Raw genomic sequence first — 16,260 nt, 5'->3', positions numbered from 1 at the left:
AGCTTAACTGACTGGCATTAGAGCATAAGCTCCCTTTTTCATCAATTCGGTGTTTTCATCACAAAAAAAGATTTTGGAAGTTTCTGGTTGTTACTTGAGCAACTTCACCTAACGACACATTTTTTAACTGCGCTATGTACTGAGCCACCTCGGCAACATAAGCGGGTTGGTTCTCTTTTCCTCGGTGAGGAACTGGGGCTAAGTAAGGAGAGTCGGTTTCGATCAGCAATCTATCCAATGGCAGCGCTTTTACAACCTCTTTTAATTCCGTCGCAGCACGAAATGTGACTATGCCAGAAATCGAAATGTAAAAGCCCAACTCCATCGCCGCTTCTGCAAATGGTAAGTCTTCTGTAAAACAGTGAATAACACCACCACACTCTTGCGCATTTCCGTCTCGTAGAAGCTTCAAAGTATCTTCACGCGCATTCCTTGTGTGAATAATAAGTGGCTTATCAACTTCAACCGCCAAAGCGACTTGTTGCTCAAAGCGCTCTAACTGCAGTGCTTTGGTCTCTGGCTTATAGTGATAATCCAACCCCGTTTCACCGATAGCCACAACTCGTGGATGACGGGCGTATTCATAAAGCTTATCCAAGCAAAATGCACTTTCCACATCCAAAGGGTGTACTCCGCATGAAGCCGATACGTTGCTAAATGGCTCAATCATCTCCATCATTTTTGGAAAGCTATCTAGGGTAACGCCAACGGAAAGCAAATGTTCAACATTAGCTTTACGCGCTTTCTCTACAACGTCCGCCACTCCTGTATGCAGCTCTTCATAATTTAATTTATCTAGGTGACAATGCGAATCAACAAACATTTTTCTTCTCGTGTAAATCTAAAAACCAGTCTGCGACAAGCAGTTCTGCGTTTAATCCAGGAAACATCTTTAATTGATGAATTAATTGGTTAAGTTGTCGAGTTTTTTTGTACGCCAGATCATAGTCAATCCATTTCAAAATAGGCTCTAAATAGGAACCTTTTTCTTGGACAAAAAAGTCTTTTTGAGCACTAGTAAGCGCAAAACTCAACCAGCCAAGACGTTCGACAGGCTGATCCTTAATAGCAGACCAAAAGTTATTATATGAAGGAATGGCAGAAGAAAGCTGAAGTGACAAACTATTGAGTAACGCCTCAAATTGCTTTTCCTGACCGTCACGCGCGAACGCTAGTGCGGCTAACGGGGCACCATGACTCAGTTTCAGTGCCAATTCACTAACTGGCTGTTCTGAATTCTGGTTAAGCCAAGACATCGCATCAGCAAACTCAGGTGTCGCGATATCCCACTGCTGACAACGGCTCACGATAGTAGGAAGCAGCTGATGTTTATCTGTCGACATCAGCAAAAATACGCAGTTTTCCGCTGGGGATTCTAACGTTTTTAGTAACGCATTAGATGCTGATTCATTCATTGCCTCAGCAGGGCTAATGATGATAAGGCGCTTACCACCAAGCTGTGAAGACTCTATAGCCCAACGATTGGCTTGGCGGATTTGATCAACAACTATCGATTTACCTTCCTTTTCAGGCACAATACTGTGTATGTCCGGATGACTACCAGACTTTGATAAATCACAGCTATGGCAAAAACCACACGCTTCGTCTGTTGCGTTACTGCATACCAAAGCCTGTGCAAAGTTATCGGCTAACTGCTGCGCATCTAATCCCTCTGGGGCATGGCACAATAAAGCGCCCGTCACGCGATCGTTGTTTAACAACGACTGCCAATGGTTCCATGTGAGACGTAGCCAAGGATGCAGATCGGACATTATTTCTCCAGCGACTCTAGCCAATTTTGCAAGGCTTTGTTTAGACTCTGAGCAACATCTTCAATGGCTTGCTCAGCATTCACGATCACAACGCTTGGATCAGATTCTGCAATTTCGAGATAACGTTGACGAGTACGCTCAAAAAAACTGATATCCATTTTTTCGATACGGTCTAGTTCCCCTCTTCCTCGCGCGCGCTCTAATCCAATACGAGGGTCGATATCAAGGTACAACGTCAGATCTGGCTTGAAACCACCTAACGACACTTTTTTTAGCGATTCCATTGTGTCACGCGCTATTTCGCGTCCACCACCTTGATAAGCTTGTGATGACATATCGTGCCTATCACCGACAACCCAAGCTCCAGATTCTAACGCTGGCTTAATCACTGTCTCAACAAGTTGAACGCGAGCGGCGTACATGAGCAACAATTCAGAAATATCTTGAAGTGCTTCGCCTTCGTGCTCTTCTTTCACCAATGAGCGCATTTTCTCAGCCAACGCTGTGCCGCCTGGTTCTCTGGTATTAACAATATTCTGCACGCCATGTTGCGCCAGTTTTTCTTTTACAGCCTGAATAGCTGTACTTTTTCCTGCGCCTTCAAGACCTTCGATAACAATAAACTTCGCTGAATTCATTTTTTACTTCTTAGTACTTTCAAATATTGTCTTACTGCTCGGTTGTGAGCAGCTAAATTCTTGCTAAATACGTGCCCACCATGACCACTGGCTACAAAATATAGGTAACGACTATTTTCGGGATTCAACGCCGCTTCTATAGAGGCCGGACCCGCCATTGCGATGGGCGTAGGGGGAAGGCCTTTAATCACGTATGTGTTGTACGGCGTAGGTGTACGCAAATCTTTCTTTCGAATATTACCATCATAGCTTTCACCCATACCATAAATCACCGTCGGGTCAGTTTGAAGACGCATACCTTTGTTTAAGCGGTTGATGAATACCGATGAAACCCGCTCTCTTTCCTCATCGAGCGCCGTTTCTTTTTCAATTATTGACGCTAAGATCAAGGCTTCATATGTCGATTTTAGTGGTAACTTTTCTTGCTTGCCTTTCCATGCATTATTCAGCGCGGTATTCAGATCGCGATGCGCTCGTTTAAGAATATCTAAGTCTGACGTTCCAGCTGTAAAATGATATGTCTCAGCAAGAAACAAACCTTCCAATTTTTGCTTATCTATATTGAGTGCTTCCGCAATTTCTGGCTCAGACTTTCCACGAGTAAGATGGCGAAGGTGTTCAGTCGTATCCAGTATTGCTCGCCACTCCTTAAAGGTTGTTCCCTCAACAAAAGTAATAGCAAATTGATGCTCTTTACCTTCCCCTAAAAAGATAAGCGCTTCGCTTAGCGTCATTTCCGGCTTCAGCAGAAATGTCCCCGCCTTCACTTGAACAAGCTCAGGATACGCATGACGAATAAGTTTTGAAAAAGGGCTTGTACTAATCCAGCCCGAATTTTCCAATTGCGCTAAGACGCCCTGAAAACTCGTGCCCGACTTGATAGTGATTAGCTCTGGCTGCGAATTAGTGACGGGTTGATTAATGTACTGTTGAGCTTGTTGACTGACGTAAAACCCTACAGCTGCTAAGATAGCAGCGCATAGAGCCAGAAAAATCGCAATTTTTTTAATCACGTTACAAATATCTCCTGGAAAGTTTTGGTTAGAGAACCAATTTCGAAGTGGGTTTTATCAATACAAGTAATTGGGCAAACTTGAAGTAATGCATTGGTCATAAAGACTTCTTTTGCGTTCAATAATTCTTCAATAGAAAATACACGTTCTACAAGCGTCATCTTCTTGGTAATCGCTTCTTCAATGACTTGTTTACGCATAATGCCAGCCACACCGCACAAATTAAGCTTTGGCGTACACAATCTAAATTCAGAGTCCACCCAAAATAAATTAGCCGCACTGGTTTCTATAACGTTGCCTTCAAAATCACAGACGATCGCTTCATTCCAACCATTCTGCTCTATCTCGGCTTTAACCAATACTTGCTCTAATCGGTTATTGTGCTTAAGACCAGCAAGCAAAGGTTGGTGCCCCAAGTGAGTTTCACAAATGCCTAATGACACACCTTTGCTGGCCCATTCGTCGTAATGCGCTGGGTAGTCGAACGCTGTAATGGTTACGGTTGGCGCAGATATGCCCGCAATACCGTATCCTCTTCCCCCTGTACCACGGCTTATATGAATTTTCAGACCCGCTTTTTCTTTATCCAAAGCAACCTTGTTGCACCATGCATAAACGTCTCCCCAATTCGGGGCTGGAATCCTAAGGGTTTTTAAACAAGATGCAAGACGCTCTTTATGATAATTCCACGCTTGGATTTGTTTTTTGCAGGTGAGAAGAGTCGAAAAGCAACCGTCTCCATATTGGAAACTTCGATCAGAAACTGAAAGTAATTCTTGGGGGCGTCCATTGACGAGAATCATAGCTGCTCCATAAATACAAAAAGCCACTCCATATAAACAAAAGCGGCTCAATGCTAAGCATCAAGCCGCTTTAAAACAAGCTTAACTATACTACTCTATCGATTCTTTTAGAATCGCATCAGATCTTTTTGAAGATCAATGAACCATTGGTTCCACCAAAGCCAAATGAGTTACACAATGCGTACTCCATGTCGACTTTGCGAGACGTATGAGGAACGAGGTCAATGCCTTCAGTGCCTTCGTCTGGGTTATCAAGGTTGATAGTAGGTGGAACTTCTTGATCAACTAGTGCCATTGCAGTAATGATCGCTTCAACAGAACCCGCTGCTCCAAGCAAATGACCAATCATAGATTTGGTAGAAGAAACCAACACTTGTGCTGAGCCTGCTTCACCTAGTGCACGCTTAACGCCTTTAATTTCAGCGATATCGCCTGCTGGCGTAGATGTACCGTGAGCGTTGACGTAACCGATTTGTTCACCTGTTACACCTGCATCACGCATCGCAGCTTCCATTGCGAGCGCACCACCAGAACCATCTTCGCTTGGGGAAGTCATGTGGTAAGCATCACCACTCATCCCGAAACCAACAAGTTCACAGTAGATTTTCGCACCGCGCGCTTTAGCGTGCTCGTACTCTTCAAGAACCATCATTCCGGCACCATCTCCCAGAACAAAACCATCTCGGTCTTTATCCCAAGGACGTGAAGCACGTTGAGGCTCATCGTTACGGGTAGAAAGTGCTTTTGCTGCACCAAAACCACCGATGCCAAGTTGTGTTGAGGCTTTTTCTGCACCACCTGCTACCATCGCATCCGCATCACCGTATGCAATCATACGTGCCGCGTGTCCGATATTGTGTAAGCCAGTTGTACAGGCTGTAGAAATAGCGATATTAGGACCGCGTAAACCTCTCATTATTGAAAGGTGACCGGCAATCATATTAACGATTGTCGATGGCACGAAAAATGGGCTAATTTTACGTGGACCTTTTTCGCGTAACGCTGTATGACCGGCTTCAATCAAGCCAAGACCACCGATACCAGAACCAATCGCAGCACCAATTCGAGGGCCGTTTTCTTCGGTTATCGTTAGGCCTGAATCATCAAGCGCTTGAATACCCGCAGCAATACCATACTGGATGAATAAATCCATCTTACGGGCGTCTTTTTTAGACATGTACTCTTCGCAGTTAAAGTCTTTGACTATTCCTGCAAAACGAGTTGTGAATTCGGAAGTATCAAAGTGCTCGATATCAACGATACCACTTTGACCTGCTAACAGGGCTTTCCAGGCTGATTCTACAGTGTTGCCTACCGGTGACAACATACCCATGCCAGTGACAACTACACGACGCTTGGACACGATATAACTCTCCGGAGTTGAAATTGATTAAGTGAAAGGATAGAAGATAGTCGATAAAAACTCAGGCGGTCAAGGATGACCGCCTGGAAGTGCAAATTACTGAGCGCTGTTCACGTAGTCAATTGCAGCTTGAACAGTTGTGATTTTCTCAGCTTCTTCGTCTGGAATCTCAGTGTCGAACTCTTCCTCTAGAGCCATAACTAGCTCTACAGTGTCCAGAGAATCAGCACCTAGATCGTCTACGAATGAAGCTTCGTTTTTAACTTCTGCTTCATCTACACCTAGCTGTTCAACAATGATTTTCTTTACGCGTTCTTCGATGTTGCTCATTTTTCTTTTCCTTTACAGACTTCGCTTTATGCGATGTTTTCCGTAGTTTATTCAAACTTTTAAAAGTTGCAAGGGTGACCTTGCTGGTCAAACCACAATTTGCGCGATTTTTCCCGAAATTCGGTACATTTTTGACCTAAATCATGCATAAATCAATTACGCAAGACTTAAACCATGTACATACCACCGTTTACATGCAGGGTTTCACCTGTAATGTAAGCCGCTTCTGGTGATGCTAAAAACACAACCGCAGATGCAATTTCACGTGGGTCACCAAGACGACCTGCTGGTACAGACGCTAGTGTAGCAGCACGTTGGTCATCATTCAGCGCTTTTGTCATATCAGTTTCGATAAAACCTGGCGCAACTGTGTTCACCGTCACACCACGAGACGCAACTTCGCGTGCCATTGACTTGGTAAAGCCAATTACACCCGCTTTAGCAGCCGCGTAGTTTGTTTGACCAGCGTTGCCCATAGTACCAACAACAGAACCAACATTGATGATACGACCGTTACGTTTCTTCATCATACCGCGAAGAACCGCCTTAGATAAGCGGAAGATCGATGTTAAGTTGGTATCCATGATATCGGTCCACTCATCATCTTTCATACGCATCAGTAGGTTATCACGAGTAATACCTGCGTTGTTAACTAGAATGTCCAGAGCGCCAAATTCATCGTTAATTGTCTTTAAAACAGATTGGATAGATTCAACATCCGTCACATTCAACGCAAGACCTTTACCATTAGCACCAAGGTACTCGCTGATTGCCGCCGCACCATTTTCACTTGTCGCTGTACCAATTACTGTGGCACCACGTTCAACCAAAAGTTCAGCAATTGCACGACCAATTCCACGGCTTGCACCTGTAACCAGTGCAATTTTGCCTTCAAGATTCATCATGTTTTGTTAATTCCTTAGTTTTTCTAACTTAAAAATGCTATTTAGCTGCTTCTAGCGTTGCCGCATCATTAACAGCCGCACCGGTAAGAGTTTTCACAATTCGTTTTGTTAGACCAGTCAGTACTTTACCTGGACCCAATTCGTAAAGTTTTTCGATACCTTGTTCACTCATCTTTTCTACGCCTTCAGTCCAGCGAACTGGGCTATGAAGTTGTCGAACAAGTGCATCTTTAATTTTTTCTGGGTCGGTTTCAGCAATCACGTCAACATTATTGATAACTGGAATACTAGGTGCACTAAATTCAATCGATTCAAGTGCTTTCGCCAATTTTTCTGCTGCCGGTTTCATTAACGCACAGTGTGAAGGAACCGATACAGGAAGAGGCAGAGCACGTTTAGCGCCAGCTTCTTTACACAAAGCACCCGCACGCTCAACTGCTTCTTTACTACCCGCGATAACCACCTGACCAGGAGAGTTATAATTCACAGGGGATACAACGTCACCCTGAGCGGCTTCTTCGCACGCTTTTGCGATAGCATCATCGGCTAATCCAATGATCGCATACATTGCACCCGTTCCAGCAGGAACGGCTTCTTGCATTAAACGACCACGAAGCTCAACTAGCTTGATGGCTTCTTTAAAATCAATAACACCCGCACAAACCAGTGCAGAATATTCACCAAGGCTATGCCCAGCGAATGTTTCTGGAGCGGATAGACCTTGTTCCTGCCATACACGCCAGATAGCAACAGAAGAGGCTAGCAAAGCAGGCTGAGTGCGGAATGTTTCATTTAAATCTTCTACTGGACCATTTTGAACCAGTGTCCAAAGGTCGTAGCCAAGCGCTTCAGATGCCTCAGCAAACGTATTTTTTACTACTTCGTGTTGCTCGCCTAGCTCGGCTAACATGCCAACAGCTTGTGAGCCCTGACCCGGGAATACAACAGCAAACTTGCTCATCGTAACTTTCCTTCAAAGCTAAGCACCCATATGAGAATGCAATAAAAACAAAAAAGCCAGACCGACATTTAATATGTCGATCTGGCAGAAATCATTAGAATCGGACTAAAGCCGAACCCCAAGTAAAGCCGCCACCGAATGCTTCTAGTAGTAGTGTCTGACCGCGTTTGATGCGTCCATCACGTACCGCTTCATCCAATGCCGTCGGGATCGTAGCCGCAGAGGTATTGCCATGGCGATCTAATGTCACAACAACTTGATCCATCGACATAGACAATTTCTTGGCGGTAGCAGTAATGATTCTAAGGTTCGCTTGGTGAGGCACTAGCCAGTCTAGTTCATCTTTTTCCATCTTATTGGCTTCAAGTGTGTCTTTTACCAATCGGGAAAGCTGAGTCACCGCTACTTTAAAGACTTCGTTACCTGCCATATGTAGCCACTTATCTGACTCTGCGCTTTCTCGGCTAGCCATTGGCAAATTTAGCAAATCACCAAAGCGACCATCTGAATGAAGATGAGTAGAAAGAATGCCCGGCTCTTCACTTTTACCCACGACAACAGCACCTGCACCATCACCAAATAAGATGAAGGTTGAACGGTCAGTTGGATCGCAAGTTTTAGAGAGCGTATCAGAGCCAACAACCAGTACGTTTTTACACATACCCGATTTAATATGTTGATCAGCCACCGATAAAGCGTAGACAAACCCGGAACACGCTGCAGCTAAATCAAACGCAGGACAGCCGCTAATATCGAGCTGAGCCTGAAGCTGGCATGCAGAAGAAGGGAATGCGTGACTTCCACTGGTTGTCGCGACGATAATCAAATCGATATCTCTGCGATCAATACCCGCCATTTCAATAGCGTTAACAGAAGCGTGGTAAGCCATGTCGGCAACCGTTTCGTTCTCTGCAGAGATACGGCGTTCTTTAATGCCAGTACGAGTTACGATCCACTCATCACTTGTATCTACCATTTTCTCAAGGTCAGCGTTTGTACGCACTTGAGACGGCAGGTAGCTGCCTGTTCCTAAAATTTTGCTATACATGAAGACTAATAATGCCTCTCGAGTAAAACCGCTTCCAAACGATCGCTAATCCGGCTGGGAACCTGTCGTTTGACCTCGTGTACCGCTTCGCCAATTGCATTGACGACCGCCGATACATCAGCACTTCCATGACTTTTAATGACAATGCCGCGCAATCCTAACAAACTTGCGCCGTTATACTGGTCGGGGTTCAGGTTTTTGAGTTCATCTAAAAGACCACCGAACAATTTTCTTGCAATCCAGGCTTTTATCCCTGAACCAGCAAGCTGGCTTTTCAGTTTATTAAGAAATAAGTGCGCAACCCCTTCTGTTGTTTTGAGACAAACATTGCCGACGAAACCATCGCAAACAACAACATCGGCTGAATCATGCAATAACTGATCCCCTTCTACATAACCGATATAGTTGACTTCATCGGTATCAGATAGAAGCTCTGCGCATCGCTTAACCAGATCATTGCCCTTTATGTCTTCTTCGCCAATATTCAGAATAGCCACAGTAGGCGTGCGTTCGAGGTGTTGTTCTGCAAGAGCGCTGCCCATAACTGCAAACTGGAATAAAGTATCTGCATCACAGGATACGTTCGCACCAAGATCCAACATCCACGTTTTGTTTCCATTGGCAGTTGGTAGCGCTGAGACCAAAGCGGGTCTTTCTATTCCAGGTAACAGTTTTAACCTAAATCGTGATAGTGCCATTAAAGCGCCAGTATTTCCGCCGCTTACACACGCATCAGCTGTCTTTTCTTCAACGCTATCGATACACAGTTTCATTGAACTGCCGTTGCTATTTCTTAAAGCTTGAGAAGGACGTTCTGTGTTGGAAATGGTTCGTTCACTGTGCCTAACGCTTAAGCGAGAATTTGGAATATACCCTATTCGGGAAAGTTGAGACGTGATCAGATCGCGATCACCAATTAAGATCACTTTTAGCTCTGGGAAATGCGACAATGCCTGCACGGCGGCAGGCACTGTTACGCGAGGACCGAAATCCCCGCCCATTGCATCGAGTGCAACGGTAATAGTTTGCAAAGGTTAACCTTACTTGTTGATAACCTTTTTGCCACGGTAGTAACCGTCAGCAGTCACGTTGTGACGTAGGTGAGTTTCACCTGAAGTTGCGTCTACAGAAAGTGCACTAGAAGTTAGTGCATCGTGTGAACGACGCATGCCACGCATTGAACGTGATTTCTTACTCTTTTGTACGGCCATTGACCCTACTCCTATGTTATTACTTAAAAATTAACGTTTTAAGTCTTTTAAAACATCAAATGGGTTCGGTTTTTCGTCCACCACTTCTTCGGGGATTTCGCCAAACACCAAATTGTCTGAATTAACGCTACAATCCGCATCGTCGTGCATTGCTACTTGAGGCAAGGATAAGATGAACTCATCTTCAACAAGTTGTATTAAGTCGACTTCACCGTACTCGTTCAGATCTACCAAATCGTACTCTTCCGGTGCATCCTCTTCACTTTTCTCACTATAGAAGGGAGTATAAATAAATTGGACTTCACACGCTTGTGTGAAAACTTCATTACAACGTTGACATTCTAAATCGATTTCGACGTCAGCTTTACCAGAGATAACGACTAATCGCTGTTCATCGTGCCCAAAGGACAATGAGACTTTTGCGTCACGTTTTACGCCCTCGGCTGTGTCTGCTAAGCGCTTGAAAAGACTAGTTTGGATGATGCCATCGTAATCCAATCTTTTTTGAGCAGCTTTCGCTGGGTCAACCGTTCGCGGTATTTTTACCTTTTGCATAGGGCGCGAATATTATCGTTCAAATCTTCATGAGTCAAAGAAAAAGGACAAAAAAATGCGTTTTTTTCCTTATTTCGAGGATAACCAATAAAACTTAGTTTATTCTTCCTCAAACCCGTAATAATCCTGACCAAAATGAATACGACTCCGAAACTGATTTTAGCATCGACTTCTCCATTTAGACGCACCATCTTAGAAAAGTTAAGCCTGCCCTTTTCTGTCGCCTCTCCAAATTGTGAAGAAACCGTTCGTGAAGGCGAAACACCACAAGCTCTGGTTTTGAGACTGGCAGAACTCAAAGCTCGATCATGTTCAGTATCTTCACCTGCGCTGATTATTGGCTCTGACCAAATATGCGTTATCGACGGAAAAATCGTTGGAAAGCCTCATACGCGAGCAAAAGCGATTCAACAGCTTCAAGCTCAGAGTGGTAAAAGCATCACCTTTTATACTGGGGTCGCTCTATACAATACAGAAAGTGACCATTGTGATGTGGAATTAGATACGTTTATTGTTCATTTTCGCCAATTAACCGACGGCATGATTGAAAGTTACGTTGACAAAGAAGAGCCCTATTTTTGCGCTGGCAGTTTTAAGAGTGAAGGGCTTGGTATCGCGCTTTTTGAGAAGCTAGAAGGAAAAGACCCGAATACGCTGGTTGGGCTGCCATTGATTACATTAATCGCAATGTTAGAAAAACAAGGTATGCGAGCGATTTAAATTTACCAGCGTATTAGTTTTATAGAGATATATACTCAAGCTAGCTTTGGCGACCTACCTAAGAAATGAGCTAACTTTCAATAAAGACCGCATTTTCGTGCGGTCTCTTTATATCTGTGTAAATACATCAGAGGCGGACAGAATGGTTATGGTTGGATCACGAGAACTATCGAAATGCCAAGTTATTCCGCAAGTTCTCTAAGACCTTTGAGTACTTTTTCCAATTTATCACCCATTGGAGCAGAAATATCGACCTTCTCGCTCGAACCGGGGTGCTCAAATTTAATGTTCGCCGCGTGTAAGAACAATCTATTTAAGCCCACTTTAGACGTGTACGCATCAAATCGCGGATCACCATAACGATCATCCCAACCTATAGGGTGTCCGGTATACTGCATATGAACTCGAATCTGATGAGTTCTTCCAGTAATTGGGCTGGCTTGTACCAATGTGGCTTGCTCGAATCTCTCTAAAACTTTAAATCGAGTTTCAGAAGGCTTACCTTTTGGATTTACTCTTACAATGCTATTCACTTCATTTTTAAGTAGAGGCGTGTTAACCACTTTACAGCTATTTTTCCACTGCCCCATCACCAACGCAAAATAGTATTTTTGTACCGTTTTTTCACGAAACTGAGCTTGTAAATGCCTCAATGCCGAACGCTTCTTCGCTACTAGCAAGATGCCTGAGGTGTCACGATCGATTCGGTGGACAAGTTCCAAAAACCTCGCATCAGGTCGAAGCGCGCGCAGTGCTTCTATCGCACCAAACTTAAGACCGCTCCCACCATGTACTGCAATGCCAGAAGGCTTGTTAAGAATCAGCATATGATCATCTTCGAAGATGATATGCTTTTCCAGCTCTGCCACTTTGTTTAGCTTGGTACTTACTGGTGCCGCTTCAGGCTCGGCGGTTATTTTGACTGGGGGTATACGCACGGTATCCCCAGGCTGAAGCTTGTACTCCGCTTTGATTCTTTTTTTATTCACTCGTACTTCGCCTTTACGCAAAATACGATAAATCATGCTTTTAGGGATATTTTTAAGTTGGTTGCGCAAAAAGTTATCAATTCTTTGCCCAGCCATATCTTCGTCAATATCGACAAACTGTACGGTTGTTTTGATTTCGTTCATGTCGCGCATTCTAACATTTTCGTTCCACTTCACCAGTCAAAATGCACTGTCAGCCCAACGAAAATGGCAGTTTCATGAAAAGATCAAAACTTTTTATTTCTATCGGTGAAAAAAGTTGTGCATAACTAGTGGGTGAATAATTGTACAAGGTGAGAGTTATATCTAATTAAGTCATTAATAACAGTTAATTACAAAGGCTTTGAATTTATCATCTCTCATTTTTTTAACACATTAATAGAAAGCTGATTGCCCACTTTTCTCCGCACTGCTATAGTTCAGTGCTGCAATGGTCAAATTGATTACATTTCGTACTCATACCAACAAATAAGACGATGCAAAGTCAGTTGCGCAGATACTTTTCCATTTTGAGCTTGAAAGATGTCTTTACCGGCATATCCGGAATCAACTTCTTCTGCTTAGTTGGATATTTTCATATCGCAATAATGAAACGTCTCTTATTTCACTTGGTCGCAGAATCCATGAGCAATCAGCAACAAGAGTAGATCGCTTCTCAATCTTTATGCAGCAATGGGCGTCAGACATAGAGACAGAAGTATCACTTGTCGTTCTACTCTCTTTACTTGTGTTGAGTTATGACTGCCAAAACAGGCAGGTCACACGTTTTTTTATGATTGTGTGGCAACTGAAGTGTCCTAGAGCATCCCTTCCAGCCGTGAGGTTGCAACGATAAACCACGGGATCAGACACCATAAGAAAAGTGCGAAGCGACAAGTTGAATAATCAAAACAAAGAAAAAGACAACGAGATTTTTTAACAATGAAAAGAATGTTAATCAACGCAACTCAAAAAGAAGAGTTGCGTGTCGCCTTGGTCGACGGACAGCGACTTTTTGATTTAGATATCGAAAGTCCTGGTCATGAATCAAAAAAAGCGAACATATACAAAGGACGTATCACTCGAATTGAACCAAGCCTAGAAGCTGCATTTGTAGACTATGGTGCAGAGAGACACGGTTTCCTTCCACTCAAAGAAATTGCCAAAGATTACTTCCCTGACGGTTACACTTACCAAGGTCGTCCTAGCATCAAAGAGGTGCTTCAGGAAGGTCAAGAAGTTATTGTTCAAGTAGAGAAAGAAGAGCGAGGCAGCAAAGGCGCTGCTCTTACTACTTTTATTTCTCTTGCTGGTAGTTACCTTGTTCTTATGCCTAACAACCCTCGAGCTGGCGGTATTTCACGCCGTATCGAAGGTGATGAGCGCACCCAACTAAAAGCAGCACTGAGTACTTTAGAATTACCTCAAGGTATGGGCCTTATCGTCCGCACCGCAGGTGTAGGTAAGAGTGCAGAAGAGCTAGAATGGGACTTAAATGTCCTACTTAACCACTGGAACGCCATTAAAGAAGCATCTAATGCAAATGAGGCTCCTTTCCTAATTCACCAAGAAAGTAACGTGATTGTTCGTGCTATCCGTGACTACTTGCGTCGTGATATTGGCGAAATCCTTATCGATAGCAACACCATCTACGAGCGTGCAAAACAGCACATTCAATTAATTCGCCCTGATTTTATAAGCAGAGTGAAAAAGTACGATGGTGAAGTTCCACTATTTAGCCATTACCAAATCGAAAGCCAGATAGAATCTGCTTTCCAACGTGAAGTTCGCCTTCCTTCTGGTGGTTCAATAGTTATCGATCCAACCGAAGCACTAACATCCATCGATATCAACTCTGCTCGTGCTACAAAAGGCGGCGATATCGAAGAAACCGCGCTCAACACGAACCTAGAAGCCGCTGATGAAATTGCGCGTCAACTGCGTTTGCGTGATCTAGGTGGCTTGGTCGTTATCGACTTCATCGATATGACCCCTGTTCGCCACCAGCGTGAAGTAGAGAACCGACTGCGTGAAGCTGTACGCTTAGATCGTGCTCGTGTTCAGATTGGTCGTATATCACGATTTGGCCTGTTGGAGATGTCTCGACAGCGTTTGAGCCCTTCTCTTGCAGAAGCAAGCCATCACATTTGTCCTCGCTGTACGGGTACAGGTGTTGTGCGTGATAATGAATCACTCGCTCTTTCTGTTCTTCGTTTAATCGAGGAAGAAGCACTCAAAGACAATACGTCACAAGTATTGGCAGTAGTTCCTGTTGCTATTGCATCTTACCTTCTTAATGAAAAGCGTCGCTCTGTTAACCATATTGAAAAACACCAAGAAGTAAAAATCACGGTTGTTCCTAATTCTGATATGGAAACACCGCACTTCGAAGTCATCCGTATTCGCGATGGCGAAGAGCAAGATCTTCTTTCTTACCTTGTTCCTAAGAAATTAGAAGCAATGAAAGAAGCAGAAGCCAAAGAGGTTGCTGAACCTGATCTTAAACCTAAGAAGCTTGAAGAACCGGCACTTAAAGGTTTTGCAGCACCAGCGCAATCTGCGCCAGCTCCAAAACCAGCACCAACTTCAACGAGCAAGCCAGAAGCTAAGAAAGATAAAGAAAGCCAACCAAGTTTCTTCGGTCGAGTATTTAAAGCGCTAGGTAGCTTCTTATTTGGTTCTGGTGAAGAAACCGAAACCAAGAAAGAAGAAGAGAAGAAACAAGAAGAGAAAAACGAGAAACGCCATGGTGGAAACCGCCAGCGTCGTGATCGTAAAGACCAACGTGATAACCGTCGCCGTAATTCACGCGATAATAAATCACGCAATCGCCGCCGCGACAGAGACCGTGATCAAGAGGTTGAAGTATCTGAAACTGATACCAAGAAAGCCGCTGATTCACGCAAGCAGAATCGTAAACCTCGTCAAGACAAACGTGTTAAAGACGAAAATAAAAACGATAAGCTAGCGCAACAAGGTCAAGAACTGGCCGCAGAAGCTCAGGCTTCAAAACCAGAGAAAAAAGAGAAAAAAGCCGAACAAGTTAAAGAGCGCCGACAACGTCGACAACTCAAGAAAAATGTTCGAGTGAAAGACCAGAACAAAAAAGTCGAAGCCGCTGAAGAAGCTAATACAGAACAACAGCTGAAAAAATCTGCTGCTGTTGAAGCTAAGAAACCAGAAGCAAAAGGTGAAGAAGAGGAAACAAAACAGCGTCGTAACCGTCGTTCACCTCGTCATCTTCGTGCGAGTGGTCAGCGCCGTCGTCGTGGCCGTGATCGTAGACCGAATCCTTTCCGTTTACGTAAAGGTGGTGTTGCTTCACCAGAAATGGCGATGGGTAAAGTCATGCCTCGCTACGACTTAGCAAAACCAAAACGTCGTAAAGAAGAAACTGTCGAGAAACGCGTTGAAATTCATGCACCTGCTCATGGTGGATACTCATTCCCAGAAATGGCAATGGGCAAAGTGATCATTCGTCGTCAAGACTCGATTGTTGCAGAAACTCAGCCGGCGGTAGAAGAGACAGTAAAACCAGCTGTATCAATCACTACAAACAACACTCCGGCAGTTGAAACACCTAAGGTTGAAGAGCCTAAAGTAGAAACGCGTAAAGCAGAAGTACCTGAGAAACAAGTATCTGCAGATCCAGTTCCTACTCCAGTGGCAGAAACTGCAGTAGCCAAGGTTCAAGTAGCTAAAGCTCAAGAAACCGCTCCAGCGACACAAGTTGTAGCTGAAGCTGTTCAAGCTAAAGAATCACCTGAGCCTATTAAGGTAAAAGTTTCTCACCAAGTGAAATCACATGTTTCTGCGCCAACAGCAAAAGCGCCTGGCAGTGATGAGCTAAAAGAAATACAAGTTGTCGCAGCTCCTCTAAGAGCAGAGAGATTCCAGCCGATTGGTGCAGGCAGTATTGCTGCTAAAAACCGAGCGTCTGCTGGTATGGCTAAAACTGGCAACTACTAGCTTA

Annotated in this window: 16 protein-coding genes; 2 read left to right on the top strand and 14 right to left on the bottom strand. The window is 44.1% G+C overall.

Features of this window, described 5'->3' with window-relative positions; all coding sequences use genetic code 11:
* Window positions 1-58: 58 nt before the first annotated feature.
* The 13 genes from CW749_RS17910 to yceD all read right to left on the bottom strand — a co-directional run bounded on the left by CW749_RS17910 (window position 59) and on the right by yceD (window position 10,599).
* Window positions 59-823: a YchF/TatD family DNA exonuclease gene (locus tag CW749_RS17910; RefSeq protein WP_101113635.1), complete on the bottom strand. Its 765-nt coding sequence runs from the start codon at window positions 821-823 to the stop codon at window positions 59-61.
* Window positions 813-1,772: a DNA polymerase III subunit delta' gene (gene holB / locus CW749_RS17905; RefSeq protein WP_101113634.1), complete on the bottom strand. Its 960-nt coding sequence runs from the start codon at window positions 1,770-1,772 to the stop codon at window positions 813-815. The genes CW749_RS17910 and holB overlap by 11 nt, the downstream gene beginning before the upstream one ends.
* Window positions 1,772-2,410, bottom strand: a complete 639-nt coding sequence (tmk, locus tag CW749_RS17900) for a dTMP kinase (protein WP_101113633.1) — start codon at window positions 2,408-2,410, stop codon at window positions 1,772-1,774. Before tmk ends, holB begins: the two co-directional genes overlap by 1 nt.
* The gene (mltG, locus tag CW749_RS17895; RefSeq protein WP_101113632.1) at window positions 2,407-3,423 is read right to left on the bottom strand and encodes an endolytic transglycosylase MltG; all 1,017 of its coding nucleotides are present in this window, start codon (window positions 3,421-3,423) and stop codon (window positions 2,407-2,409) included. The genes tmk and mltG overlap by 4 nt, the downstream gene beginning before the upstream one ends.
* Entirely contained in the window at window positions 3,420-4,226 is an 807-nt protein-coding gene (gene pabC, locus CW749_RS17890; RefSeq protein WP_101113631.1) for an aminodeoxychorismate lyase, read from the bottom strand. Before pabC ends, mltG begins: the two co-directional genes overlap by 4 nt.
* 118 nt (window positions 4,227-4,344) lie before the next feature.
* Window positions 4,345-5,589, bottom strand: coding sequence for a beta-ketoacyl-ACP synthase II (fabF, locus tag CW749_RS17885; protein WP_101113630.1), 1,245 nt, complete (start codon window positions 5,587-5,589; stop codon window positions 4,345-4,347).
* A gap of 96 nt (window positions 5,590-5,685) precedes the next feature.
* Window positions 5,686-5,919, bottom strand: a complete 234-nt coding sequence (gene acpP / locus CW749_RS17880; RefSeq protein ID WP_004406112.1) for an acyl carrier protein — start codon at window positions 5,917-5,919, stop codon at window positions 5,686-5,688.
* Between the two features lie 167 nt (window positions 5,920-6,086).
* Window positions 6,087-6,821 carry a 3-oxoacyl-ACP reductase FabG gene (fabG, locus tag CW749_RS17875; protein ID WP_180958435.1) on the bottom strand — a complete coding sequence of 245 codons (735 nt, stop codon included), beginning with the start codon at window positions 6,819-6,821 and terminating at the stop codon, window positions 6,087-6,089.
* 40 nt (window positions 6,822-6,861) lie between these two features.
* Window positions 6,862-7,785, bottom strand: a complete 924-nt coding sequence (gene fabD, locus CW749_RS17870; RefSeq protein ID WP_101113628.1) for an ACP S-malonyltransferase — start codon at window positions 7,783-7,785, stop codon at window positions 6,862-6,864.
* 94 nt (window positions 7,786-7,879) lie between these two features.
* Window positions 7,880-8,833 carry a beta-ketoacyl-ACP synthase III gene (locus CW749_RS17865; RefSeq protein WP_101113627.1) on the bottom strand — a complete coding sequence of 318 codons (954 nt, stop codon included), beginning with the start codon at window positions 8,831-8,833 and terminating at the stop codon, window positions 7,880-7,882.
* A gap of 5 nt (window positions 8,834-8,838) precedes the next feature.
* Window positions 8,839-9,864: a phosphate acyltransferase PlsX gene (gene plsX, locus CW749_RS17860; protein WP_101113626.1), complete on the bottom strand. Its 1,026-nt coding sequence runs from the start codon at window positions 9,862-9,864 to the stop codon at window positions 8,839-8,841.
* A gap of 9 nt (window positions 9,865-9,873) precedes the next feature.
* Window positions 9,874-10,044, bottom strand: coding sequence for a 50S ribosomal protein L32 (gene rpmF, locus CW749_RS17855; RefSeq protein WP_004406120.1), 171 nt, complete (start codon window positions 10,042-10,044; stop codon window positions 9,874-9,876).
* Window positions 10,045-10,074: 30 nt separating this feature from the next.
* Window positions 10,075-10,599: a 23S rRNA accumulation protein YceD gene (gene yceD, locus CW749_RS17850; protein ID WP_101113625.1), complete on the bottom strand. Its 525-nt coding sequence runs from the start codon at window positions 10,597-10,599 to the stop codon at window positions 10,075-10,077.
* Between the two features lie 135 nt (window positions 10,600-10,734).
* Here yceD and CW749_RS17845 point away from each other — a divergent pair, with 135 nt between their 5' ends.
* On the top strand, window positions 10,735-11,319 hold the full coding sequence (locus CW749_RS17845) for a nucleoside triphosphate pyrophosphatase (protein WP_101113624.1): 585 nt from the start codon (window positions 10,735-10,737) through the stop codon (window positions 11,317-11,319).
* 182 nt (window positions 11,320-11,501) lie between these two features.
* On the opposite strand, the gene rluC is transcribed toward CW749_RS17845, so the two are convergent.
* Entirely contained in the window at window positions 11,502-12,452 is a 951-nt protein-coding gene (rluC, locus tag CW749_RS17840) for a 23S rRNA pseudouridine(955/2504/2580) synthase RluC (RefSeq protein WP_101113647.1), read from the bottom strand.
* A gap of 777 nt (window positions 12,453-13,229) precedes the next feature.
* Here rluC and rne point away from each other — a divergent pair.
* Window positions 13,230-16,256, top strand: a complete 3,027-nt coding sequence (rne, locus tag CW749_RS17835; RefSeq protein WP_101113623.1) for a ribonuclease E — start codon at window positions 13,230-13,232, stop codon at window positions 16,254-16,256.
* Window positions 16,257-16,260: the final 4 nt, after the last annotated feature.

This window comes from Vibrio sp. vnigr-6D03 (assembly GCF_002835515.1).
In the GTDB taxonomy this organism is placed as follows: domain Bacteria; phylum Pseudomonadota; class Gammaproteobacteria; order Enterobacterales; family Vibrionaceae; genus Vibrio; species Vibrio penaeicida.
The sequence above is the reverse complement of the archived record's forward strand: the minus strand, read 5'-3'. Positions and strand labels throughout refer to the sequence as shown.